Raw genomic sequence first — 23,807 nt, 5'->3', positions numbered from 1 at the left:
TCGTCTAGTCAGCGACATTTTTGCGTATCAGCGCAAGTGCCGTCTTAGCGTGTGGCCAAGTATACCGTATTGCCCTGCCGCCGGCAGCATTCCTCGCTGGCTAACTATTTTATAAGTTTAGTGTTTTAGTGGTTGTTTTATAATAATCAAGATAACGGTATAAAATCTAAAAAAGCATGATCGACTGCCCGTCAGAAAGCTAACCATTAGCTTGGCAGTGAGGGCAATAATAGAGCCTTCGTGATCCGACCATTTTGCGCTCGATCACCGAATTACAGCGGTGGCACCCAAGCCCTACGCGATCGAACACTGCAAAACGCCATTGCCTGCGTGGCTCGCCTACGGCTTTAGCCTGCTCAATCCAAGCCTCACGATTCGTGACGCCTGCGGTGTGGTACGCTTGCCGAGTCGTCTCAATAATGCATTGCGCCAGCAATTGTTGCTGATTAGGAGTGAGATCTATCGGGCGAGCGCTAGCGGACAACTGAGTAAAAAACAGAATTTCAGAGCGAAGATAATTGCCCAGCCCTGCCACCAACGTTTGATCAAGCAGCAGCGCTCCTAAGCGACGTTTGTGGAATTGTTTGAGGTTCAAGCGCTGCTGTACGTCTGATGGCGTTACCCGCTGACTCAATAAATCAGGCCCTAACCGAGATAAAAAGGGATGCTCGGTGAGACGCTCTTCATGCCAAAGGGAAATGTCAGACGCACTGTAAAGGCTTGCGCAGTGCCCTTCTGCTGTTAATCGAACACGCAACGTGCGCTTAGTTACCGGCGGTTCATCTTCGCGATGCAGCTTCCAAACCCCATAGAGCTGGTTATGAGAATAAAGCACACGCCGATCAGTAAACCGGATCAGCATCGCTTTACCCCAAGTATCAACGCTTGAAACTCGAACGCCAATAAAGGATGACGCCTTTTCCGCAAGCTCTGGAAAGGCGAACCAAGCATCAGCAATTACCCGCCCGCCTATCTGCTCCTGAATACGGTCTGCTGCGCGACGTATTTCTGGCCCTTCTGGCATCCGTTAGCCCAGCGCCAGCTGTTTTTCTTTCATTTGATGGAGTTGATCGCGAAGTCGGGCCGCTTCCTCAAATTCCAGGTTTTGCGCTGCTTCAAACATGGCGTCTTCAAGCTTGCTGATCGCGCCCAACAGGTCCTGTTTGTTCATGGTCGACACATCATACTCGGCGCCACTTTCCGCCACTTTACGTTCACTGCCGCGCCGGCGACTGCTTTTCTTACCCGGCGCCTGGGCAGCTTCAAGGATATCAGCCACCGAGCGGGTAACCGTTGTTGGCGTAATACCATGTTCTTCATTATGAGCGGTCTGCTTGGCCCGTCGACGTTCGGTTTCATCGATGGCTTTACGCATCGAGTCGGTAATCCGGTCGCCGTACAGAATCGCCTTACCATGCGCGTTACGAGCAGCGCGGCCAATGGTCTGTATTAACGAGCGCTCCGCGCGGAGAAAGCCCTCCTTATCGGCATCCAAAATGGCCACCAGCGAGACTTCGGGAATATCCAACCCTTCACGCAGCAAGTTAATGCCTACCAGCACATCAAACTTGCCCAGTCGTAAATCACGAATGATCTCGACACGCTCGACGGTATCGATATCCGAGTGCAGGTAGCGAACCCGTATGCCGTGCTCGTCAAAATACTCGGTCAAGTCTTCCGCCATACGCTTGGTGAGCGTGGTCACCAGCACCCGCTCACCCACGGCGGTGCGTAGGCCAATCTCCGAAAGCAGATCATCGACCTGAGTACTGGCCGGACGCACCTCAATTTCAGGATCCAGTAGACCAGTAGGACGCACCACCTGTTCGACGGTTTGGCTAGCGTGCTCGCCTTCATAACGACCTGGGGTGGCGGAGACAAAGATGGTTTGCGGGGAAATCGCCTCCCACTCTTCAAATTTCATTGGCCGGTTATCCAGTGCTGAGGGCAACCGAAAACCGTACTCGACCAGCGTCTCTTTTCGGGACCGGTCGCCTTTATACATGCCGCCTACCTGGGGCACACTAACGTGAGACTCATCGATAAATAGCAGTGCGTCATCGGGTAAATAGTCGAAAAACGTGGGCGGCGGCTCGCCGGGCGCCCGCCCCGAGAGATAACGTGAGTAGTTTTCAATGCCGTTGCAGTAACCCAGCTCCAGCATCATCTCAATATCATAAAGCGTACGCTGCTCCAGACGCTGCGCTTCTACCAGCCGTTCGTGCTTGCGCATCCACTCAAGGCGACCTTTTAGCTCCTCTTTGATCGCATCAATGGCCCCTAGGATGGTTTCCCGCGGCGTAACGTAATGCGATTTGGGGTAGATGGTCATACGCGGGACTTCCCCACGAACAGCACCGGTCAACGGATCAAATAGGCGGATCGTATCGATCTCGCTGTCAAATAGCTCGACGCGTACCGCTTCCTCGTCGGAGTCAGCGGGGAAAATGTCGATCACATCACCGCGCACTCGATAGGTACCGCGCCGGAAATCCATATCATTGCGGGTATACTGTAGCTCGGCCAAACGTCGTAGAAAGGCGCGCTGATCAATTAGTTCTCCGCGGGTGAAGTGAAGACGCATTTTAAGATATTGATCGGGATCACCCAGACCATAAATCGCCGAGACTGACACCACAATCAGCGCGTCGCGGCGTTCTAGCAGAGCCTTGGTGGCCGAAAGCCGCATCTGCTCGATATGGTCGTTTATCGAGGCATCTTTCTCGATAAAGGTATCCGAGGAAGGCACATAGGCTTCCGGCTGGTAGTAGTCGTAATAGGAGACGAAGTACTCTACGGCGTTATCCGGGAAGAATGCCTTGAATTCGCCGTACAGCTGGGCCGCAAGAGTCTTGTTCGGCGCCATGACGATAGTGGGGCGTTGCTGCTGCTCAACCACATTAGCCATAGTGAAGGTTTTGCCCGACCCGGTTACGCCCAACAACGTTTGATGGGCAAGCCCTGATTCCAGCCCACTAATCAGTCCTTTAATGGCGGCAGGCTGATCGCCTGCAGGCTGAAATTTTGACTGTAAGCGAAAGGCTTTGCTCATCGGTGCTCCAAAAAGAGAAACTAGATAAGGGGTAACTAAACAAGAAGTGTGGCGATCTCGACCGTGGATACCGTCATCAAACGTTGGATGGGGCAGCGATGACTAATCTCTTCAAGCCTGGCGCGCTGATCAGGGTCATCAATACCGTGCAATGCCAATACGACGGTTAGCTTGTATATCCCCTTTTTTTCCTGACTATCATCGCGCTGCACCGTGACGGTCACACCCTCAAGCGGCCACGCCTTCCGCTTTGCGTACATCTGTACCGTAATGGCTTTGCAGGTACCTAAGGCAATATCGAAATAGTCATGCGGGTCAGGAGCACTGCCATCCCCACCGACGATCGGCGGCACATCGGCATACAGCGCCTCTAAGCCATCAACGTCTACCCGCTGCCTAAATACGCGGTTGCGTTCACTGATGACAGTAATTGGTATGTGCATTAAGAGATTTTCACACCTAATTTGAGTTTTTCGATGGCATTAATCAGCGTTTCACGCTTTGCTCGACCGTCTACATCCGCACCATGGCGGCCCACTTCGGCACTGTCGACGCCATCAAGCATCATGAGCGCTGTGGTAATTTTATTGACTTGCTCGACCGTTTTTACACCTTGAAATGTTAACGACTGCTGCGCCATGACCTTTCCCTGCCTATTGACCTGTGCAAGACTTCCAAAGCAACGAGTCTAGCACGCTAATGGTGCCTTGCAATTAATGCCTACTGCCCGCACTTAATGGCAATATTCGTCGATTATTTTTCTAGCAGATTCTCTACTGCTACCTACACCAGGAGTTTTTTATGGCGACCGTTACCGCTAGCAACCCCGACCTTGGCAACGTCCGCCTTAGCCATTTAGCCGCGCTTGACGTAAAAGGTGCGGACGCTGAAAAATTTCTTCAAGGGCAGACCAGCGCCCAGGTCAGCTTAGCCGATGGCAATTTCGCACCGCTAACCTGCTTTTGCACGCCTAAGGGCCGTATGTTAGCCAACGCCTATCTACTCCGCATGGGGGAAAACCATTTCCGGCTGCTACTGAGCAGTACCCTATTGGATAGCTTAGCCAACCATCTTAAAAAATTCGCCGCTTTCTATAAGACCGAGTTGATCGCCCTGCCCAACCTCACCTTCATCGGCGCCAGCGATAGTGCCCAAATGATTGCTGACCAGATGGCCCTGCAGCTCCCTGAGCAAATAGGCACCCACACCACCAATGATCACACCTGTGCACTGCGCTACCCCAGTGAGACACCACGTTGGCTATTATGTTTCGACAACGGTTTCGACAATCATAGTGATAGCGATGCTGCCGAGATCAAGGACGACGAAGCGAGTCGCAACGCTTGGCAGCTTGAAGATATTCGCAGCGGCCTGGCATGGCTTACCGATGCGCAGCAGGATCACTTTTTGCCTCAAATGCTTAACTGGGAAGCATTGGGCGGCATTAGTTTTAAAAAGGGCTGCTATACCGGCCAAGAAGTGGTCGCGCGGGCTCACTTCCGGGGTCAAGTAAAAAAGCGCTTGATGCGCGTCAGCGTAGACACAAAAGTGCTACCCGAAGTGGGCGCCAGCCTCGTCAGTAATGACGATAAAACGGTGGGCGAAGTGGTCGTCAGCGCCTTTGATGGACAAGGTCATGTCGAGTTATTGGCGGTGATGAATACCAAGGTAGCGGAAGAAGCAATGCCCGTTTTTCTAGCGGGAGAACCCGCTACCCTTCTACCGTTACCCTACGCGATTGAGCGCGTTGATCCAGAACAGCTAGCGGTTAGCCTTAACGCCTAATGGCTAATGTCGCAGAGGCTAGTAATTCAGAGGGTAATGCCTTAATCGCTAGTACAGGCCAAATAGTTGTGCCGCGGTATTACTGCTCTGAGCCTCGACTTGCTCAGTTGTTTGACCACGCAGGGTAGCCACGACGTCACAAACCTCGGCTACCCTGCACGGTTCATTTCGCTTCCCTTGATAGCCGCTAAGCGGCATGTCAGGGCTGTCGGTTTCCAGCACAAAAGCATCATTAGGTAGCGCCTCAACGGTTCGCTGTAACCGCTTGGCACGCTCATAGGTGACTGCGCCGCCCAGCCCTAGCTTGAACCCCAGGTCAAGAAACTTCGTTGCTTGTTCAATGGAACCTGAAAAGGCATGAATGAGGCCTGCTTGAGGAAGCTCAAGCTGACGAAGACGCTTTGCGACCTTATCGTTAGCGTGGACGCAGTGCACTACCACCGGAAGAGAGTGGCGCTTCGCGAGTTTCAGTTGAGCATCAAAATAGCGCCACTGCGCGTCAAGCGTGTCTGTAAACCGGGCATCAATGCCACACTCACCCAACGCTACGAGCTCAGGGTGTTCACTGAGTTGCTGATCAAGTGCCTCAACATCCGATTCCTGATGCTGATCTATAAAGTAAGGATGAAGGCCCAGGCATACTGAAGTATCCTCCCGCCCACCTAACGTCAGTACATGCTGCCATCGGCCACGGGTCGTGCCAGGCACAATAAAATGCCCGACGCCCACTGCCTTAGCGGCCTCAAAGACTTCAGGCCGATCATCATCGAACTGAGTAAAATCGAGATGGCAATGTGCGTCAATTAACATGGGAATACTTAGTGCTCGCGGGTGGGTTGGAAGCGTATTTCCGGCCAGCGTTCCTGGGTCATCTGTAAATTAACCCGGGTAGGTGCAATATAGGTGAGATAGCCACCGCCATCAATCGCCAGGTTAGCGCTGGCCTTCCGTTTAAACTCTTCCAGCTTTTTGGCATCTTCACTGTAAACCCAGCGGGCGGTCTGGACATTGACGCCTTCGTACAGGCAGTCGACCTTGTACTCTTCTTTGAGACGGTGGGCGACAACATCAAACTGCAGAGTACCCACGGCGCCGAGAATCAGGTCGTTATTATCCATTGGCATAAAGACCTGGGTTGCCCCTTCTTCAGAAAGTTGCTGCAACCCCTTTTGTAGCGCCTTCATTTTTAACGGGTCTTTAAGGCGTACGCGCTTAAAGAGCTCTGGGGCGAAGTGGGGTATGCCGGTAAAGCGCATATCCTCACCCACGGTAAAGGTATCGCCGATCTGAATTGTACCGTGATTGTGCAGGCCGATAATATCGCCGGGCCAGGCTTCCTCCACCTGAGAGCGGTCGGAGGCCATAAAGGTCAATGCATCGGCAATTTTAACGTCCTTACCAATGCGAACATGGCGCATCTTCATGTTCTTTTCGTACTTGCCTGAACAGACCCGCAAAAAAGCGATACGGTCGCGGTGATTAGGATCCATATTGGCCTGGATTTTAAACACAAAGCCGGTGAAGCGATCATCATCGGAAGTGACTACCCGAGTATTAGTTTCGTGGGCCTGGGGCGGCGGCGCATACTCGACAAAGCCATCCATCATCTCGCGCACCCCAAAGTTGCCCATGGCGGTACCGAAATAGACCGGCGAAAGCTCACCCCGGCGGTAAGCGTCGAGATCGAATTCATGGGAAGCGCCACGCACCAGCTCTACTTCCATACGCAGCTCTTCAGCCTGATCTTCCCCAAGTACGGCATCCACTTCGGGGCTATCTAACCCCTCAATACGCTTATCCTCGGGAATGCGGCTACCCTGCCCCTGGGTATAAAGATGAATCACGTCATTATAGAGGTGATAAACGCCCTTGAAGTGACGCCCCATGCCAATCGGCCAGGTCATCGGCGCGCACTGGATATTCAGCACCGTCTCAACTTCATCCATGACTTCAATCGGGTCGCGGATATCGCGGTCCATTTTATTGATGAAGGTGAGAATCGGCGTGGTGCGCAGACGACACACTTCCATCAGCTTAATGGTGCGATCCTCAACACCTTTGGCGCCGTCGATCACCATCAAGGCAGAGTCAACCGCCGTGAGCGTGCGGTAGGTATCTTCAGAAAAATCTTCGTGACCGGGTGTATCCAGTAGGTTGACGATACGGCCACCGTAGGGGAACTGCATGACCGAGGTAGTGACAGAGATACCCCGCTCCTGCTCCATCTTCATCCAATCCGACGTGGCATGACGGTCATTACGCTTACTTTTAACCGACCCCGCCAACTGAATGGCGTTACCAAACAGCAGCATCTTTTCGGTAATAGTGGTTTTACCGGCGTCGGGGTGCGAAATAATAGCAAAGGTGCGTCTAAGCCCTGCTTCATGGGCCAGCTGTGTCTCTTTCATTGTGCCTCTTCAAATATAGGGTCTCAGCGCAGCACCCAATCAGCAGCTCTCGCTAACTAGCCTCTACGCAATGAGCAATGTTCATTGCGGCAATTGTAACGCTTGGAGACGGCTGTTGTCGCGGGTGGCATCAAACGTGACACCCTTGAAAAAGACCAAAAAAAACGCTGAGCAAGTCAGCGTTTTATCGTACTAACGGTTATGACCGTTGCCAGTCAGCCGCTATTGGTACTGGACTCTAGGCGTAGGTGTTAACCTGGGTACCTACACTGCCCTCTTTGGCCAAATCCGGCTGAGCGCCAGTGTCTGCAGAGGCCATGATTTCGGTCACTTGCTGCGCCTGTGTATCTAGCGCTTCTTTAAACACCTGCATTTGTGCTTGCTCAGGCGTTTGCGCTTGGTTCATATAAAGCGAAGCGCTAACTGAACTGCTGATGCCTACATCCATATATCCACCTCATGGTGTGCAAATGTGCTTTTAAACTAGCAAAGCATTAGATCACGCGCAAAGATATCGTTCCCCATTACTAGTACCAGCATCTACCACTATCGGCCTATTTTACCTGATCATTACTGAATATAGCGCTAGCTAGAACCTGTCAGCGCGAAACGGTGCCATATCAATGGTCGTAGGCTGCCCTTCCATCATCTCCGCCATCAGATGACCGGTGGCCGGGCCTAGAGTAAAGCCTTGATGGCCATGGCCAAAGGCAAGCCATAGCCCTGGGTGGCGAGGCGCAGGTCCAATCACAGGCTTCATATCAGGCAAACAGGGGCGTGCGCCTTTCCAAGGGGCTTCATCACGGCGCTCCCCTAAGGGAAAGACACTGCGTGCGACCTTCTCTGCAGCGCCCAACTGGTTAACGTCAGCGGGAGCATCCAGGCGATCCAACTCTGCCCCAGTGGTCAACCGGATGCCTGCATTCATCGGCGCCAGCAAATAGCCAACTTCTGCATCCATCACCCAAAAATTGAGTTTTGCTGAGGCCTGAGAAGCGTAGTGCATGTGGTAGCCACGCTTTACAAAAGTCGGAAAGTGATAGCCAAGCTCTTTCAGCCAGCTACCCGCCCAGGGCCCCAGTGCCACCACCACCTCGTCCGCCTCAACCGTTTCAGAGGCTGTATTTACCTGCCATCGGTCACGCACCTGCTGAACCGACTTAATGTCCGCCTGCAAAATGCGTCCACCACTCTCACTAAATGATTGTGCGTAAGCCGCGACCAGTGCGCCTGGATCGGCTACGGTCCAGGGATCTAGCCAATGAATTGCACCAACAATTGCGTCGCTCAGAGAAGGTTCTTTCTCTGCAAGTGCAGCTCGATCCAATTGCTCAAACTGAACGCCATATAGGCGCCGAGCCTCTTCGGCATCTTTTAACCGCGCCGCTAGTTTTTCAGATGTTCTGTAGAGCTCAAGCCATCCCTGCCGGCGCACAAGGTGTTCTGCACCGGCAGCCTCAATCATGGGCCCATGGGTCTTCAGTGAAAGCTGGATCAACGACGCGTATTCCGGCACGATTTTCTGGTAAGCCTTGGGTGCGGAATTCATCCAATAGCGCAGTAGCGGAGAGGCGGCATTAACCATACCCGCTGGGCGATAGCGGATATCGACACGGCGATTAGGCAAGACGCTTAACAGCGTTTTAACATCACGTGGAAAAGGGTAAGGTCTAACTGCCTCACGCTGAATAATGCCCGCATTGCCAAACGACGTTTCGCGACCAGGTTGTTGGCGGTCCACGAGCGTTACGTCATGGCCGCGCTGGCGTAGATGCCAAGCAATGCTGACACCCACCATACCTGCTCCCAAAACTACCGTTTGACGTGCCATTTTGATGCACTCCCTTTGATCAATTCACAAACACAATGGATGATAATAACTATTTGAAAAATATCACCAAATATACTGCATTTATAGAGTGGAAAGCGCTATTTTAGAGCATTAAAACAGTGGTTTATGTCGCTGAAAACGAATAATGTTAATAACATTACTACAAATGATAGAGCCATTACTTACTAGTAATTTATTACAAATAGCCGGGAACGCTAGCTGCATGCCTTTAGCTACATACCAATCATGCAACGTTAGCGCTAACGCATCAAAAATTGAAAACGAAAAAAACCCAATTAAGGGCATAAATTACTAATCAATAAATAGCAGAGATTGAAGCAAAGAAAAGAAATATAAAGAGGGGTAGGTAATGGGGTGGATGATGGGACTTGAACCCACGACCACCGGAGTCACAATCCGGGGCTCTACCACTGAGCTACACCCACCACAACCTAAAAACTGGAAACGCAAATATTGTCACTGGGGTGGATGATGGGATTTGAACCCACGACCACCGGAGTCACAATCCGGGGCTCTACCCCTGAGCTACACCCACCATAGACAATCTTACGAAAAAACAAGCATTACGTGCATGAAGATAGGATTCTGTCAGGTTGTTACCACTGAATTAGATGGCACGCCCAGCAGGAATCGAACCCGCAACCTACGGCTTAGAAGGCCGTTGCTCTATCCGGTTGAGCTATGGGCGCACAAAAAGTATTCAGAAGATACGAATACTGATGAGCACTAGACCACAACCAAAGCTTGGAAAAGCAAACTGCTACCTTTCGCGTTAGGTGTGGTCGGGATGGAGGGATTCGAACCCCCGACATCCTGCTCCCAAAGCAGGCGCGCTACCAGACTGCGCTACATCCCGATTTTATCACCCTAGACGCTACCGCATGGCCCGTCTCAAGCGAGGCATATATTACTATTTTTAATTTTAAAGTCAACCATTAAAGTGATTGTTAGTGAAGGCGCTTTGCCTGGATGCCCTAGCGTGCGAAAATTACTGCTATTAAAGTGCTTTAGATGAACGTCTGGCACTACCCTTTCAACGTCCACAGGGATTCCAGTACATGACCGCCCAACTAATCGATGGCAAAGCCATCGCTGCTACTGTCCGCCAACAGGTTGCCGAAAAGATCGTCGCACGCCGTCAAGCAGGCGGACGGGCACCGGGACTAGCCGTGGTTGTGGTAGGGGACGATCCCGCCTCTCAAGTCTATGTCAATAATAAGCACCGTGCCTGCGAGCAGGCAGGCATTCTTTCCTTTCAGCATGCCCTGCCGACAACAACCTCACAGCATGATTTAGAGGCACTTGTTGACCAGCTCAATAGCGATCCTGCCGTCGATGGCATATTGGTTCAACTGCCATTGCCTAAACACCTGGATGCAGAGCCCATTTTAGAACGCATCCGCCCTGACAAGGATGTGGATGGCTTTCACCCTTATAACATCGGGCGCTTAGCACAGCGCATGCCCGCCCTGCGACCCTGTACCCCTAAAGGGATTATGACGCTACTAGAACAGAGCGATATCGCGCTACGTGGCTTGGACGCCACCGTGGTAGGCGCTTCTAACATTGTCGGCCGCCCTATGGCGCTTGAACTGATGCTGGCGGGGTGCACAACCACCGTATGCCACCGCTTCACCCAAAACCTCAAAGACCACGTTAGCCGCGCCGACATTCTGGTCGTTGCTGTCGGCAAGCCGGGCATCGTCCAAGGGGAATGGATTAAGCCAGGGGCTATCGTGATTGATGTCGGCATCAACCGCCAAGAGGATGGCACATTAAAAGGTGACCTTGATTTTGCCATCGCTGCCGAACGCGCCAGCTTTATCACTCCCGTCCCAGGAGGCGTTGGCCCGATGACCGTTGCCACCCTGTTGGAAAACACCCTGGAAGCCGCTGAGCAGCACGATTTAGCGCCAATGGATCACGTCTGATTCATATATTTTTATTCTTTTATGCAGGAGCATGGCGCAGTGAAGCGTATTGGTATTATTGGCGCAATGGCGCAGGAAGTAAGCACCTTAGTGGAACAGCTAGACACTCCCCAGCGCTATGAGCATGCGGGGTTTATATTCCATACCGGCACACGCTATGGCCTTGAGATCATTGTGCTGCAATCGGGAATCGGTAAAGTCAACGCAGCGGTGGGCACTGCTATTTTATTAGAGCGCCACCAGCCAGACGCCATTATCAACACCGGATCAGCCGGTGGATTTGCCACCGATTTAACCATTGGCGATGTGATTATCTCTGACGAAGTGCGGCATCACGATGTTGACGCCGTGGTGTTTGGCTATGAGTTAGGCCAGGTGCCAGGAATGCCTGCCGCCTATCTGGCTGACCCGGCACTGCGAGACATCGCGCGTAAGGCAATTGCTACATTAGGAGAAGTCCAGGTGCGCGAAGGGCTGATCGCCACGGGAGACGCCTTTATGGCTGACCCAGCGCGAGTAAAAGCAACTCGGGCGCAATTCCCCACCATGCTTGCCGTAGAAATGGAAGGCGCCGCGATTGCTCAGGCCTGCTATCTCTACCAATGCCCGTTCGTGGTTATCCGCGCACTCTCGGATATCCCAGGCAGCGGCGACAATCACCTCTCCTTTGATGATTTTTTGGAAGTGGCTGCCGATCACTCGTCGCGAATGGTCGATCAAATGCTTAAACAGCTTAGCCATGATTAGCAGTTGACCGCCTCCCGTATTACCAAACCCGCTGACAACGTATGTCAGCGGGTTTGATCAAGCTATCCGATACGCGAGAGCTACTCCTTAATGGCCCAGCTTAGCGATTCCCCCGCCAATAGCGGAACAATTTTCTCTCCCTGAGCATAGGGATAGCTTTCCGGTAGCCGCCATTCACGTCGTTCCAACGTTATGCTGCCTGTGTTAGGCGGGAGCCCATAAAAACGCGGCCCGTTAAAACTGGCAAATGCTTCCAGTTTGTCCAGGGCATCCATTTCATCGAAAGCAGTTGCGTAAAGTTCAATGGCCGCAGGCGCTGTATAAGCACCGGCACAGCCACAGCTTGACTCTTTCGCACCTTGCGAGTGAGGGGCGCTGTCGGTACCTAAAAAGAACTTGTGACTACCGCTAGTAGCCGCTTTTAGTAACGCCTGACGATGCTGCTCGCGCTTAAGAACAGGCAGGCAGTAATAGTGAGGGCGGATGCCCCCGACCAGCATTTTATTGCGGTTAAACAGCAAATGATGGGCGGTAATGGTGGCTGCCACGTTATCCGGCGCTTGCGCGACAAACTCTGCCGCTTGCTGGGTAGTGATATGTTCAAATACCACTTTCAGGTCGGGGTGGCGCGCCAGCAACGGCTTCATCACCTGTTCAATAAATACCGCTTCGCGGTCGAAAATATCGATCTCGGCGTGGGTAACCTCCCCATGGACTAAAAGGGGCATGCCCACCTTCACCATCATGGCAATGGTGGCATCGCAATGAGCCAAGTCAGTGACACCTGAGTCAGAATTTGTCGTGGCCCCTGCTGGGTAAAGCTTCACCGCTTTTACAATGCCACTCTGTGCTGCGCGCTCAATTTCTTCCGGCGGAGTGGTATCGGTAAGATATAAAACCATCAAAGGCTCAAAAGCACTTCCCGCTGGTAAGGCATCAAGAATACGCTGACGATATTCAAGCGCCTGGGCCGTTGTGGTAATCGGCGGGGTGAGATTGGGCATAATAATGGCGCGCCCCATTTGATCGGCGGTATGGCCTACCACCGCTTTTAGCGCTTCATCGTCGCGCAAGTGAAGATGCCAATCATCGGGGCGTGTCAGTGTCACAGTGTCCACGGCAATTCCTGTACTGAAGTTAAGTCGGACCAAAAACAGTGTGCACAGTATACGCAATTGCGTGATTGGATAAATCCGCCACGTGAGCCACCACAGCATTGTCCAATTGTCGTATCATGGCGGCACTTTTTACATTGTTATTCTTTTTTGCGGTAAGGGTCCGGTTATTTATGCAGAACGTGCGACGCTATGCAGATATTATTGCCAGCTTGGAAGGGCTGATGTGGCTAAGCCTCGCTTGGTCTATTTCACTTTCCGTTCACATCGGTAGCACGGAACCCTCTCTCGCCAGCCTATTGGTAATTGGCGCCTTGGTGGTTTTCTGTTGGGCACATCGGCCACTACGTTATTTACTGGCGCGCTACCATATCCGCAAACGGCGAACCGATATGTGGATTCATATTCTGGCCTTGCCGTTGCTCCTGGCGATGTTTTTTCACATCATGCTTGAAGCCCTACTGGGCAGCGCGTGGCTTCCACCCAAGATGCTGCTGTTCAATATTCTGGCTACCGCGGGCTGGACGACTTACGTTATGACCCTGTTTATCAAGTTTGTCATTCACGGCTTTAAAGCCAAAACGAAGTAAGCTCATTATGGCAACCGCTTTGCCCCTTCCTCTCTCCACGCCCAACCGCAACTTAGTGCGGCTCACTATCGTGCGCGGCATCACGTGGACAGGTTTTTTACTGGCCATTATTGTTGGTATTGAGCTGCTTGCCTTCGATTTGCCGGTCATTGCCGTGGTAAGCGTTGTGATAGCAATGGGCGTGCTTAATATTGCTACCTGGTGGCGGCTGGGGCGGCCACGCGCGGTTACCCACCTTGAGTATTTACTGCATTTGCTCGCCGATATTACCGGCTTAACGCTGCTATTTTATTTTTCGGGCGGCTCTACCAACCCGTTTATTACTTACTACTTAGTGCCGGTGACTATTGCTGCCGCCACCCTGCCCTGGCGCCACGCCTGGATCATTGCCGCGTGCTCTATGGCAGGCTATACCTTTTTAATGTTTGCCTATTACCCCATCCCACAGCTGGGCCATATCAATAGTGATAGCCCCTTAAGCCTACACATATTAGGGATGTGGCTAAACTTCGGTCTTTCAGCAGGTCTGGTAACGTTCTTTATCTATAAAATGGCCCACGCCCTGCGTAGCCGTGACCAGGCGCTATCTCGAACGAGGGAAGCCGCGTTACGCAATGAACAGGTGTTGGCAGTGGCTACCCAAGCTGCGGGCACTGCTCACGAATTAGGCACTCCCCTTTCAACCATGGCGGTGCTACTCAAGGAAATGCAGGCCGACGCACCTGCTGACTCACCGCTTGAGCAGGACATTAATTTACTGCGCCAGCAGGTAGATATATGCAAATCTCGCCTGCAAAATTTAGTTTCTAACGCTGATCGAAGGCGAATGGCCGAGCCCGAAGTGCTTGATGCAGAAGTATGGCTAGCAGGGGTTGTCCAGCGCTGGCTAGTGCTACGACCTGATGTGAGCCATCGTTTTGACGTGGCGGAAAAACGTGGGAAACCATGGCTGGCAGTAGACGCCACACTTGACCAAGCATTGACCAATCTGCTCAACAACGCCGCCGATGCTAATCCTGAACACATTGCCATTCGCTTGGACTGGCAAGATGAAAGCGTAGTCATTGATATTCGAGATCACGGCCCAGGTGTCGCCATGTCAATTGCCGATCAGCTTGGTGAAACCTTTATCTCCACTAAAAGCAAAGGTATGGGGATAGGCCTGTTTTTAACGCATGCCACCATCAATCGCTTAGGAGGCGGTGTAAGCCTGTATAATCACCCCGAAGGAGGTACGCTAACAGAAGTTAAGCTACCTCGCTGCGCGGCGCCTATTTAAACGCGGCCGCCCTAAGCACCTCCAGCAATAGATTGAGGACATCATGCAAACGCGAGAAGAACGCCTGCTGATCATTGATGACGACGAAGTTTTTTGCCATGTGCTGAGTCGTGCCCTAACACGTCGCGGGTATGAAGTGATCGTTGCCCATGATGCGGAGCAAGCTCTGACGCTGGCCGCGCAATATTCACCCTCCATGGCGACCCTTGACCTAAAACTGGAGAACAGCTCAGGTTTAAAGCTGCTTCCTGAGTTGCTGACCACCTCGCCGCACTGTCGCATTGTGGTGTTAACAGGCTACTCCAGCATTGCCACAGCGGTTGAGGCGATTAAACTCGGCGCCGTCAATTACCTGTGTAAACCGGTGGATGCAGATGATGTATTAATCGCGTTTGAGCGCCAGAGTGGCGATCCGGATATCGAGCTGGCTGATAACCCGCCGTCGATTAACCGCATTACCTGGGAACATATTCAGAAAGTCCTTCAGGAACACGATGGCAATATATCGGCGACTGCTCGGGCATTGGGCATGCATCGCCGGACTCTGCAGCGCAAATTACAAAAACGCCCCGTACGCCGCTAGGCCGTTTGTTAACGTCTCGGTTAGCCAATCCCCCACCAAACTAATAAACGTTCATTGTGGGGGATAGGGGCTTGCTTAGTGCGCTGTCCAGCCTAGATCAATATTAAAGCTTGACCCGGTCACGGCACCGGCGGCATCGGAGGCTAGATAAACGACTAATTGTGCGACCTCATCAGGCTCGATTAAGCGCTTGATTGCTGCCTGTTTGAGCATGACTTTTTCGATTACTTCCTGCTCATCCATGCCGTGCAATTTAGCCTGATCGGCAATCTGATTATCCACTAGCGGGGTTTTCACATAAGCAGGACAGACCGCATTAGCCGTAATGCCTTGTTCCCCACCCTCTAACGCCGCCGTTTTGGTCAAACCAATCATGCCATGCTTGGCACTGATGTAAGCCGCTTTACCCGGTGAAGCCACTTGAGCATGTATCGAAGCCACATTAACAATCCGACCCCAGCCCTTTTTACGCATATGGGGCCATGCCGCTTGAGAAAGCAAAAACGGGGCCGTGAGCATCAGATCCATAATTTGACGCCATTTCTCTTCAGGAAACGTCTCAATCGAAGCAACATGTTGAATGCCAGCATTATTCACCAATATATCGACGCCGCCAAAACGCTTAACCGCATCAGCCACCGCCGCGCGACAGGCATCAGGGTCAGTCAAGTCAGCTTCAAAAAAGGCGGCGCCAGTCTGTTCAGCAATGGCTTTGCCGGCCGGATTGAAATCGACAGCAAGCACTTGGTAGCCTAATGCGCAAAAGTGCTTAACAACAGCAGCACCGATACCACTGCTAGTTCCGGTTACTAGAGCGACTCGCGGGGTTGTAACGGCTTGGGTGGTCATAAGCAATTCCTTTTTACTGATTGTAGGAAAGATAATGTTTTTAAAAACGATATTAGCTAAAAATCATGTCAGCATCATTAATAATACTTAGACATTGAGCTCTTCGGCAGGTTGCATTAAACGTCCCATCATTTGCTGCGCGAGCCTAGCAGCCTCCTGCAAACTTCCAAGATCACTTAAATCGTGCAAAATTGCGCGCTTATAAAACTCATATCCGCCCGGCAGCCGCTCAAGGGATAGACGATAGGCGCCTGAAGGGAGTGATAGCGTAAGCGAATCTGCCAACGGTTCAGTAACACGGTGCTGCTCAGGCACCATGACTAACCAAAGCTCGCAAGGCGTAATCAACGCACCCACCATGCATTCAGCGCCGTGGTGTTGAAAGCATAGCGCATCGACCCCTACACGAGGGTTCCAAACCTCTCTCTGTTTCAAAGAAGGCAGATGCACATCACGATATGCCTTCGCCAGTTCAGCAAGAAATTTATATTCATCAGCAGTGAGCGTTTGCATAGGCTTATACGTTTACCCTAGGTCATAACAGGCTTTAATGGGCCAAGTAGCGAGCTGCTATTGGCGAAACGTGCACTGCTCAGCCACAATAATTTGTAAGCTATCGTCTAGCTAACTACTATTTAGCTCTCAGTTACTCGCCACTCTGTAACTTATTTTGCTTATCGTAAAGGAGTGCCACCTATGTTCGTGGTTATTTTTGGCCGGATGTCATGCCCATTCTGCGTGCGTGCGAAACACCTTGCCGACCAGTTGGAAAAAGCCGGAAAAATTGAAGGTTATCGCTATGTCGATATGCCCTCTGAAGGCGTTACTAAAGAAGATATCGCCAAAACAGCAGGCAAACCCATTCATACCGTACCGCAGGTGTTTGTTGACCAAACCCATGTAGGCGGCTTTACCGAGTTTGATCAATTTGTCCGCAGTAAGCAGCTACTCGGTGCTTAATCTCCAGGCCATTAAATAGGCGCGCCGTTAAAACGCTCGTGCCGTTAAAAAGGTCGTTAATCGCCGTTGAACCCTTGTCGTCCTCGCTTGCCTATACTGAGCACTTACTCAACGGCTCACGCCAGGTGTGCCAGTTTTTAGGGAAGGAGTTCACCATGCAGCGCCAGGAGTTTGTTCAGCAGCTGTGGCTTGACTATGTACACACACATCCCGATATCGGCGCACTGAGGTTGTGGCCGCTGTCGACCGCGGTCGAGTATTTAACGCTAGTGACGCTGAATTACGGTCCCTTTTCGGCTACCGCTCTTAACGGTAATTTAGCCCACATGGGCTATCGTTCAATGGGTCATTACGCCATGGCAGACAAGGGCCTACTTGTGCACCTACTAGCACCCAGCGACGGCAGTAGCTGGCTGGTGTTAGCAGAATTGCAAATAGGTACGTTATCCAAGGCACCCCGAGAAGCCATTGAAGAGCTTGTGCAGCAATCACATCCCCAAGACTGTAAAGGCCATAACCTACTCTGCCGCGGTCGGCCTTGGCCGATGCCGTCATGGGCGCTTTACCAACAGCTGCAGCATGCCCACCCTCTGGCGGCTTGGCTGGCGGTGATGGGACCCCGCTTGCACCATGTTGGCTATGATTGTGGTCAGCTCGGCGATTGCTTGACTGACCTTGATTATCGCTTAGAGGACGTGGGAATGCCCTGCCTTCAGGGGCATCAAAACGGTGTCTTTACAGTCTCATCGTTGCTGGATCATCGTTTCTATCCTTCAACGCCACAGAAAACAGTTTTCGCTGATGGTGACGAACATCGTCTCTGCTTCGGCGGCTTGGCACTAGTCCAAAAGCAGTTTGAGGATAACCATGAGCGCATTGCCGAAGTCCTACTACCCCAACACACGCGCTGCGAAATGGCATGAGACGCTAGTAGCAAATTAGCTAGCGTCTCACAGCAGGGTTTGTCTACTCGTTTGTTAGGAACAATCAGGGCTTAGACGGCATCAAACGTCATCTCAGGAACATGATCGGGCACTATCAGTTTACCCGCTGTTTTTTCGATGATTTCTTCTACGCTAATGCCTGGGGCGCGTTCCTTGAGGATAAAGGCACCGTCTTTGATTTCAAGATACGCCAAATCCGTCAAAACACGGTTGATGCAACCAGCGCCTGTTAATGGCAACTCGCATTTCTCCAATAGTTTGGATTCACCGTGCTTAGAAGCGTGGGTCATAGTGCAAATAATATTTTCAGCGCCAGCGACTAGATCCATCGCGCCGCCCATACCCTTAATTAACTTGCCAGGAATCATCCACGAAGCAATATTGCCCTCTTGATCTACTTCAAAAGCACCCAATACAGTCAGGTCGACATGGCCGCCTCGGATCATCGCAAAGGATTCTGCTGAAGAGAAAATAGCCGCACCTGGGCGAGCTGTGACGGTTTGTTTACCCGCATTAATCATATCGGGATCAAGCTCATCTTCTGTAGGGAAGCGCCCCATCCCGAGCAATCCATTTTCAGACTGCAACATGACATCAATGCCATCAGGAATGTAGTTAGCCACCAGCGTGGGGATGCCAATGCCCAAGTTGACGTAAAAACCATCTTCGAGTTCGCGGGCGACACGCTGAGCCATTTGTTCTCGTGTTAAAGCCATGATGAATTCCTCTTGTTGAATCATTAAGTAAGCTGATGAAACGTCTGAAACAAGCGTGCGTTAACTGTGCACTGTGCGTTTTTCAATACGTTTTTCAAACGTGCCTTGAATCACCCGATCCACATAAATACCCGGCGTATGGATCTGGCTAGGCTCAAGCTCACCCGGCTCAACGATTTCCTCAACTTCCACTACGGTAATTTTTCCAGCGGTGGCGGCCATGGGATTAAAATTTTGTGCCGTATGGCGATACATCACGTTGCCATAGCGATCTGCTTTCCAGCCCTTCACAATTGCGAAGTCACCAATGATCGCTTCTTCTAGAATATAGTGCCGGTCATTAAACACGCGGACTTCTTTGCCCTCGCCAATCGGCGTGCCGTAACCCGTAGCGGTGTAAAAGGCGGGAATACCCGCACCACCAGCGCGCATTTTTTCGGCTAGGGTGCCCTGTGGGGTCAATACGACGTCAATTTCGTTATTAAGCATTTGCTGCTCAAACAGCGCATTCTCACCGACATACGAAGCGAGAATTTTGCTTATTTGACGGTCTTCAAGCAGTAACCCGAGGCCGAAGCCATCAACACCGCAGTTATTGGACACCACGGTCAAGTCCTTAACTCCTCGTCGTTTAATTTCAGCAATCAGGTTCTCGGGAATACCGCATAGGCCGAAGCCGCCCGCGATCACGGTCATACCGCTCTCGATACCTTCCATTGCTTCTTCGTAGGAAGCTACACGCTTATCGAATCCTGCCATTGTTATGCCTCGCATTGTTGTCGGTGGTGAGTGCTATTCAAATAAGTGCTGTCGGTAAAAGATGAATTGCGTGTTGCGATAGTGCCAGTGTTGTGCGAGAAGATATATTTGTTAAGTTTGTTTTTCTTATCAATTTATTTTTAAAACTTATAAAAGGTTTTTCATGACCGTCAAACAGCTACGCGCCTTCCTGGCAGTCGCTCAAACGCTTAGTTTTACACAGGCCTGCGAGCGGCTACACCTATCGCAACCGGCGCTGAGTCTGGCGATAAAAGGCCTGGAAGAGTCCCTGGGTGGCAAATTATTGATTCGCAGCACCCGTAGCGTCAGATTAACCCCAGAAGGTGAGTCGCTGCTACCGTTAGCTAAACATCTACTGGCCCAGTGGGATAATACCGAAGAGCGTTTGCGCCAGCGCTTTACGCTTCAGCTGGGGCGGCTCAGTGTCGCGGCAATGCCCGCTTTTGCGTGCAACCTGTTGCCTGCAGCATTGGTTAAATTTCGCCAGCAGTATCCTAAAATCAACATTACCGTACACGATGTTATCAATGAAGAAGTCACCGAAATGGTGCGCTCCCGCCAAGTGGAAATGGGCATTGCTTTTTCGCCAGAAGGTACCGGCAGCCTACTGTTTACGCCACTTTTCGAAGATCATTTCGTCGCAGTCGTCGCGCCGACATCCAATTTAATCCAGTCCACACAACTCGCCTGGTCGACGCTGCTCAGTCACGACTTTATTACATTGCAACGTCCTTCCATGGTGCGCCGCTTACTTGAGCAAGAACTGCGTAAACAGCATATGGAGCTGCCTGTCGCTTTTGAAAGCCACCAGCTTTCCACTGTAGGGAGGATGGTGGCGGATGGCCTAGGCGTGAGCGCGGTGCCTTCCATGTGCATTCGCCAGATGCATGAGCTAGGGGCACGCTGTATACCACTAACAGCGCCCGCCATTTCTTGCCGAGTGGGCATTTTGACTCATCAAGAGCTTTCCGTAGCCGCCCACGCACTACGCACCGTACTCATTAAGACCGTGCAAGCGCCCTCATTGCCTCAGGCCTAACGCAGTAAAACATCCTCACGCTTGCTAGGTTTATACTGGGCAGCGTGGCTAGGATCCTTTAGCATTCACTCCTAAGCTATTGGCCTGACAGTAAGGAAAAGCGGTATGCCTATTTTAAAGGGGCTGGTTAGTGCGCTACTGCTGACGCTCAATACGCTATTCTGGGGCGTGCCCCTTATTATGCTGACCCTACTTAAAATTATTGCCCCAGGGCAACGTTTAAAGCAGATAGTATTACGAGGGCTGAACGGCGCCGCGCTCAACTGGATAGGCGTCAATCTATGGTGGATGCGTCATTGGCTTAAGCCACAACTGCATGCCAGTGTGCCCGATAATTTAAGCCCGCAGCAGTGGTGGCTGGTGATATCTAATCACCGCAGTTGGACCGATATTTTTATGTTGTTAATGGCTTTGCATCGTCGCATCCCCATGCCGCGGTTTTTCCTAAAGCGGCAATTAATCTGGATTCCCATTGTAGGGTTGGCTTTCTGGGCACTTGAATTCCCGTTTATGCGCCGCTTTAGCCGTGAACAAATTGCCAAAAATCCTCGCTTAGTCACCATTGATCGCACCGCTACCCAGCGGATGTGCCAACAGGCACGACATTCGCCCATTGCGATTTTTAACTTCGTCGAGGGCACCCGCTTTACGGTTGATAAACGCGATGCGCAGCAGAGTCCTTACCGTCATTTGTTACGCCCTAAAGCGGGGGGTGTTGCCCAAGTGCTTAGCCTGCTTGGAAGCCAACTAAATGGTATCCTGGATGTCACTATCAGCTATGCCAACCCGTCCCCGACATTTTGGGGCTTTTTGTGCGGCAAGGAAGCGCCCGTTACGTTGCAGGTACGGCAATTCAGCATTCCTGAGTGGATGTACGCACCAGATAACCACGAAGAAAAGCAGCATAAGGAACGCTTCCACACATGGATCAATTCGCTCTGGCTGGAAAAAGATGGTTTGTTGGACAATCGAACCGATCACGACTAGTCGGCTGGTTAACCAACTGCTTGCTAGTAGGCGTTGTGGCGATAATGACCGGCTGTTCCAGCGCCCCCCACTCGCCCTCTCAACGTGCAGCGGTGCCTAGTGCCAACCAGATTAGCGGTAATTGGGTGCAGGTTCAGCGTGGCGATACGTTAGGCAAGCTGGCGACCCGGGCTAACGTCCCGTTAGAACGTTTGCAGCGTTTTAACCCAGGAGTGGATGCACGCAAGCTTAAAGTGGGACAACGCTTGTTGATTCCTAGCCAACAAGAGCGCGCGCCTTCCGGGGGCCCTTATCGCTACCAAATTCGCCCTGGCGATACATTTTCAAGTATCGCGCGCCATTTCGGTACAACGAGCGGCCGCATTCAGAGCGCCAACCCCAGTGCCTCACCCACCCATTTGAGAATAGGCCAAGTGATTAGTCTTCCGCTGGGGAGTTCGGGGGCGCGCAGTTCAGCGACGCGAACGGCTGCTAGCACTAGTGGCTCATCGAGTGCTAATCGCCCTGCCGCTGCTCCCACGAGTAGCGCACCTAGCCAGCCACTGCCTTCGTCAGCTCGGCGCTGGCAATGGCCGTTGGATGATTACCGCGTGGTACGTCGTTTTGGACCAGATAGCCGTGGCACACTGCAGCCCATGCTGCTTGCAACGCAGGCTGGCGCACAGGCTAAGTCCGTCGCCCCCGGCGAGGTACGCTTTGCCGATGGCATGCGCCAGCTAGGCGAAGTCGTGATCGTGCACCATGCCGATAACCTGCAAACCGTATACGCCCTGTGCGAGCGCATTTTAGTCGCGGTAGGAAAGCAGGTGAACGCGGGAGATCCGCTTTGTGAGGTAGGAAAAAGCAGTGCCACCCAGCGTTATGATCTGCTTTTTGATCTGCGCCAAGGCGGCAAACCCATCGATCCCAAGCAGGTGCTGCGCTAGAGCGCTTGGCTTATTAACCTCGCGGCCCCTGCAAGTGCAGGGGCCGCTGTGGTTTGACAGTACGAATTAAGAACGCTGCCTAAGCTCTCTTTTAACCACGGAAATAGCCAGGTTTCACGAAGGGCATGGGGGTGACCACCATGGGTAACTGTTTACCGCGAACGACGGCGAACACATTGGTTTGCGGTGCTTCCAGTTCGCGACTCACGTAACCCATGGCCACCGGCTTACCCACACTTGGGCCAAAGCTTCCGGAAGTAACCACCCCAACGTCATTGCCCGCTTCATCCACTAATGGCGCGCCTTCGCGCACCGGCGCACGGCCTTCAGCCAACAGTCCAACGCGCTTACGGATATGATCTTTGGCATCGACTTGATGAAGAATTACGTCAGCGCCAGGAAAACCACCGGCGCGATCACCGCCATGGCGCCGAGGTTTGCCAATCGCCCATATAAGGCCAGCTTCTACAGGGGTAGTCTGCATATCCATATCGTGCCCGTAGAGGCATAAACCGGCTTCTAAACGTAGCGAGTCACGCGCGCCCAAACCAATCGCCTCTACCTCTGGCTCGGCTAACAACTGCTGGGCGAACGCTTCACAGGCATCAGCAGCAACTGAAATCTCAAACCCGTCTTCGCCCGTATACCCACTGCGGCTTACCCACACTTCCAGGCCTGCAATGGTGAAGCGGCCATGTTGCATAAACACAAGCTCACAGGCTTCTGGGCACAGCCGCTGCATCACATTCTTGGCCTGCGGTCCCTGCAGCGCCAACAAGCCACGATCCAACGGCTCGATGGTATGCGTTGCCGCCAAGTTAAGGCGCAAGTGAGCCAAGTCTTGGTCTTTGCAGGCCGCGTTTACCACTAAATAGAAATGATCACCCGCATTAACCACCATTAGGTCGTCAATAATGCCGCCTTCGGTGCTGGTGAATAGCCCGTAACGCTGCGCGCCTTTCTCCAGCCCTACCAAATCTGCGGGTATCAGAGTTTCCAGGGCTTCGGCAACGTTATCACCGGAAACACAGATTTGCCCCATATGAGACACATCAAATAACCCGCACTGCTGGCGGGTGTGCTCATGCTCTTTTTTGACCCCCAACGGATACTGCACCGGCATATCGTAGCCTGCAAAAGGGACCATCTTGGCGCCTAGCTTGAGGTGCAGCGCGTGCAGCGGCGTTTGCTTTAATTCAGTCATGGGGGCTTTCCTCACTTAAAAATTCGTCACTAAAAAGAGAACGGGAAGCCACCTGCGTGT

The 23,807-nt window shown here is 52.2% G+C and carries 25 protein-coding genes and 4 tRNA genes; 11 read left to right on the top strand and 18 right to left on the bottom strand.

All coding sequences use genetic code 11. The features are described 5' to 3' along the window. Window positions 1–199: 199 nt before the first annotated feature. From nei to ACUVOF_RS09765, 4 genes are read right to left on the bottom strand one after another with little or no spacing between them, the layout of a single operon-like run. Window positions 200–1,024, bottom strand: a complete 825-nt coding sequence (nei, locus tag ACUVOF_RS09780; RefSeq protein WP_447044174.1) for an endonuclease VIII — start codon at window positions 1,022–1,024, stop codon at window positions 200–202. A gap of 3 nt (window positions 1,025–1,027) precedes the next feature. Next, complete coding sequence (uvrB, locus tag ACUVOF_RS09775) at window positions 1,028–3,052, bottom strand: excinuclease ABC subunit UvrB (protein WP_447044173.1); 2,025 nt, start codon at window positions 3,050–3,052, stop codon at window positions 1,028–1,030. A 35-nt stretch (window positions 3,053–3,087) separates the two neighbouring features. Then, window positions 3,088–3,495: an OsmC family protein gene (locus ACUVOF_RS09770; protein ID WP_447044172.1), complete on the bottom strand. Its 408-nt coding sequence runs from the start codon at window positions 3,493–3,495 to the stop codon at window positions 3,088–3,090. Beyond that, entirely contained in the window at window positions 3,495–3,692 is a 198-nt protein-coding gene (locus tag ACUVOF_RS09765) for a hypothetical protein (protein ID WP_447044171.1), read from the bottom strand. The genes ACUVOF_RS09770 and ACUVOF_RS09765 overlap by 1 nt, the downstream gene beginning before the upstream one ends. Window positions 3,693–3,853: 161 nt before the next feature. On the opposite strand from ACUVOF_RS09765, the gene ygfZ reads away from it, so the two are divergent. Next, on the top strand, window positions 3,854–4,837 hold the full coding sequence (gene ygfZ, locus ACUVOF_RS09760; protein ID WP_447044170.1) for a CAF17-like 4Fe-4S cluster assembly/insertion protein YgfZ: 984 nt from the start codon (window positions 3,854–3,856) through the stop codon (window positions 4,835–4,837). A gap of 48 nt (window positions 4,838–4,885) precedes the next feature. Here ygfZ and ACUVOF_RS09755 read toward each other — a convergent pair whose 3' ends face one another. The 8 genes from ACUVOF_RS09755 to ACUVOF_RS09720 all read right to left on the bottom strand — a co-directional run bounded on the left by ACUVOF_RS09755 (window position 4,886) and on the right by ACUVOF_RS09720 (window position 9,953). Continuing rightward, window positions 4,886–5,647 (bottom strand): TatD family hydrolase, encoded by a 762-nt coding sequence (locus ACUVOF_RS09755; protein ID WP_447044169.1) that lies wholly within the window; start codon window positions 5,645–5,647, stop codon window positions 4,886–4,888. Between the two features lie 8 nt (window positions 5,648–5,655). Beyond that, entirely contained in the window at window positions 5,656–7,245 is a 1,590-nt protein-coding gene (locus ACUVOF_RS09750) for a peptide chain release factor 3 (protein WP_447044168.1), read from the bottom strand. 238 nt (window positions 7,246–7,483) lie between these two features. Beyond that, a complete protein-coding gene (locus ACUVOF_RS09745; protein WP_007114201.1) occupies window positions 7,484–7,693 on the bottom strand; it encodes a putative motility protein in 210 nt (69 codons plus the stop codon). Window positions 7,694–7,834: 141 nt separating this feature from the next. After that, entirely contained in the window at window positions 7,835–9,076 is a 1,242-nt protein-coding gene (locus tag ACUVOF_RS09740; RefSeq protein WP_447044167.1) for an NAD(P)/FAD-dependent oxidoreductase, read from the bottom strand. Between the two features lie 371 nt (window positions 9,077–9,447). Beyond that, window positions 9,448–9,522 (bottom strand) — tRNA-His (locus ACUVOF_RS09735). Between the two features lie 35 nt (window positions 9,523–9,557). Continuing rightward, window positions 9,558–9,632: transfer RNA gene (locus tag ACUVOF_RS09730), tRNA-His, on the bottom strand. Between the two features lie 77 nt (window positions 9,633–9,709). Then, window positions 9,710–9,786, bottom strand: a tRNA-Arg gene (locus ACUVOF_RS09725). A gap of 90 nt (window positions 9,787–9,876) precedes the next feature. Beyond that, window positions 9,877–9,953: transfer RNA gene (locus ACUVOF_RS09720), tRNA-Pro, on the bottom strand. A gap of 202 nt (window positions 9,954–10,155) precedes the next feature. Between ACUVOF_RS09720 and folD the strand changes: the two genes are divergently transcribed. Both folD and mtnN read left to right on the top strand, forming a co-directional pair. Further along, a complete protein-coding gene (folD, locus tag ACUVOF_RS09715; RefSeq protein WP_447044166.1) occupies window positions 10,156–11,028 on the top strand; it encodes a bifunctional methylenetetrahydrofolate dehydrogenase/methenyltetrahydrofolate cyclohydrolase FolD in 873 nt (290 codons plus the stop codon). A gap of 39 nt (window positions 11,029–11,067) precedes the next feature. After that, window positions 11,068–11,775 carry a 5'-methylthioadenosine/S-adenosylhomocysteine nucleosidase gene (gene mtnN, locus ACUVOF_RS09710; protein WP_447044165.1) on the top strand — a complete coding sequence of 236 codons (708 nt, stop codon included), beginning with the start codon at window positions 11,068–11,070 and terminating at the stop codon, window positions 11,773–11,775. 80 nt (window positions 11,776–11,855) lie between these two features. Here the strand turns inward: mtnN and pyrC are convergent, their stop codons facing one another. Continuing rightward, on the bottom strand, window positions 11,856–12,893 hold the full coding sequence (gene pyrC / locus ACUVOF_RS09705) for a dihydroorotase (RefSeq protein WP_447044164.1): 1,038 nt from the start codon (window positions 12,891–12,893) through the stop codon (window positions 11,856–11,858). Window positions 12,894–13,063: 170 nt separating this feature from the next. Between pyrC and ACUVOF_RS09700 the strand changes: the two genes are divergently transcribed. Genes ACUVOF_RS09700 through ACUVOF_RS09690 form a run of 3 tightly spaced genes read left to right on the top strand, consistent with a single transcriptional unit; the run spans window position 13,064 to window position 15,342 of the window. Next, complete coding sequence (locus ACUVOF_RS09700; RefSeq protein ID WP_447044163.1) at window positions 13,064–13,480, top strand: hypothetical protein; 417 nt, start codon at window positions 13,064–13,066, stop codon at window positions 13,478–13,480. Window positions 13,481–13,487: 7 nt separating this feature from the next. Next, a complete protein-coding gene (locus tag ACUVOF_RS09695; protein ID WP_447044162.1) occupies window positions 13,488–14,759 on the top strand; it encodes an ATP-binding protein in 1,272 nt (423 codons plus the stop codon). A gap of 43 nt (window positions 14,760–14,802) precedes the next feature. Beyond that, a complete protein-coding gene (locus ACUVOF_RS09690) occupies window positions 14,803–15,342 on the top strand; it encodes a response regulator transcription factor (protein WP_447044161.1) in 540 nt (179 codons plus the stop codon). A gap of 75 nt (window positions 15,343–15,417) precedes the next feature. Here the strand turns inward: ACUVOF_RS09690 and ACUVOF_RS09685 are convergent, their stop codons facing one another. Further along, window positions 15,418–16,191: a 3-hydroxybutyrate dehydrogenase gene (locus ACUVOF_RS09685; RefSeq protein WP_447044160.1), complete on the bottom strand. Its 774-nt coding sequence runs from the start codon at window positions 16,189–16,191 to the stop codon at window positions 15,418–15,420. 87 nt (window positions 16,192–16,278) lie between these two features. Next, window positions 16,279–16,704 carry a [NiFe]-hydrogenase assembly chaperone HybE gene (hybE, locus tag ACUVOF_RS09680; protein ID WP_447044159.1) on the bottom strand — a complete coding sequence of 142 codons (426 nt, stop codon included), beginning with the start codon at window positions 16,702–16,704 and terminating at the stop codon, window positions 16,279–16,281. 183 nt (window positions 16,705–16,887) lie between these two features. Between hybE and ACUVOF_RS09675 the strand changes: the two genes are divergently transcribed. Together ACUVOF_RS09675 and ACUVOF_RS09670 are read left to right on the top strand one after the other, a co-directional pair. Continuing rightward, the gene (locus ACUVOF_RS09675; protein WP_113267909.1) at window positions 16,888–17,151 is read left to right on the top strand and encodes a GrxA family glutaredoxin; all 264 of its coding nucleotides are present in this window, start codon (window positions 16,888–16,890) and stop codon (window positions 17,149–17,151) included. Between the two features lie 155 nt (window positions 17,152–17,306). Continuing rightward, complete coding sequence (locus ACUVOF_RS09670; RefSeq protein ID WP_447044158.1) at window positions 17,307–18,074, top strand: DUF1338 domain-containing protein; 768 nt, start codon at window positions 17,307–17,309, stop codon at window positions 18,072–18,074. A gap of 71 nt (window positions 18,075–18,145) precedes the next feature. Here the strand turns inward: ACUVOF_RS09670 and ACUVOF_RS09665 are convergent, their stop codons facing one another. Together ACUVOF_RS09665 and ACUVOF_RS09660 are read right to left on the bottom strand one after the other, a co-directional pair. Further along, complete coding sequence (locus ACUVOF_RS09665) at window positions 18,146–18,811, bottom strand: CoA transferase subunit B (RefSeq protein ID WP_447044157.1); 666 nt, start codon at window positions 18,809–18,811, stop codon at window positions 18,146–18,148. 60 nt (window positions 18,812–18,871) lie between these two features. Next, window positions 18,872–19,570: a CoA transferase subunit A gene (locus ACUVOF_RS09660; protein ID WP_113267912.1), complete on the bottom strand. Its 699-nt coding sequence runs from the start codon at window positions 19,568–19,570 to the stop codon at window positions 18,872–18,874. Between the two features lie 163 nt (window positions 19,571–19,733). On the opposite strand from ACUVOF_RS09660, the gene ACUVOF_RS09655 reads away from it, so the two are divergent. The 3 genes from ACUVOF_RS09655 to ACUVOF_RS09645 all read left to right on the top strand — a co-directional run bounded on the left by ACUVOF_RS09655 (window position 19,734) and on the right by ACUVOF_RS09645 (window position 22,543). Next, on the top strand, window positions 19,734–20,630 hold the full coding sequence (locus ACUVOF_RS09655; RefSeq protein ID WP_447044156.1) for a LysR family transcriptional regulator: 897 nt from the start codon (window positions 19,734–19,736) through the stop codon (window positions 20,628–20,630). Between the two features lie 105 nt (window positions 20,631–20,735). After that, complete coding sequence (locus ACUVOF_RS09650) at window positions 20,736–21,617, top strand: acyltransferase (RefSeq protein WP_447044155.1); 882 nt, start codon at window positions 20,736–20,738, stop codon at window positions 21,615–21,617. A gap of 125 nt (window positions 21,618–21,742) precedes the next feature. After that, window positions 21,743–22,543: a LysM peptidoglycan-binding domain-containing protein gene (locus ACUVOF_RS09645; RefSeq protein WP_447044350.1), complete on the top strand. Its 801-nt coding sequence runs from the start codon at window positions 21,743–21,745 to the stop codon at window positions 22,541–22,543. Window positions 22,544–22,634: 91 nt separating this feature from the next. Here ACUVOF_RS09645 and gcvT read toward each other — a convergent pair whose 3' ends face one another. After that, window positions 22,635–23,747: a glycine cleavage system aminomethyltransferase GcvT gene (gcvT, locus tag ACUVOF_RS09640; protein ID WP_447044154.1), complete on the bottom strand. Its 1,113-nt coding sequence runs from the start codon at window positions 23,745–23,747 to the stop codon at window positions 22,635–22,637. Between the last annotated feature and the right edge of the window lie 60 nt (window positions 23,748–23,807).

It is taken from the genome of Vreelandella sp. H-I2, assembly GCF_052959335.1.
This window is presented reverse-complemented; position numbering and strand designations above follow the sequence as displayed.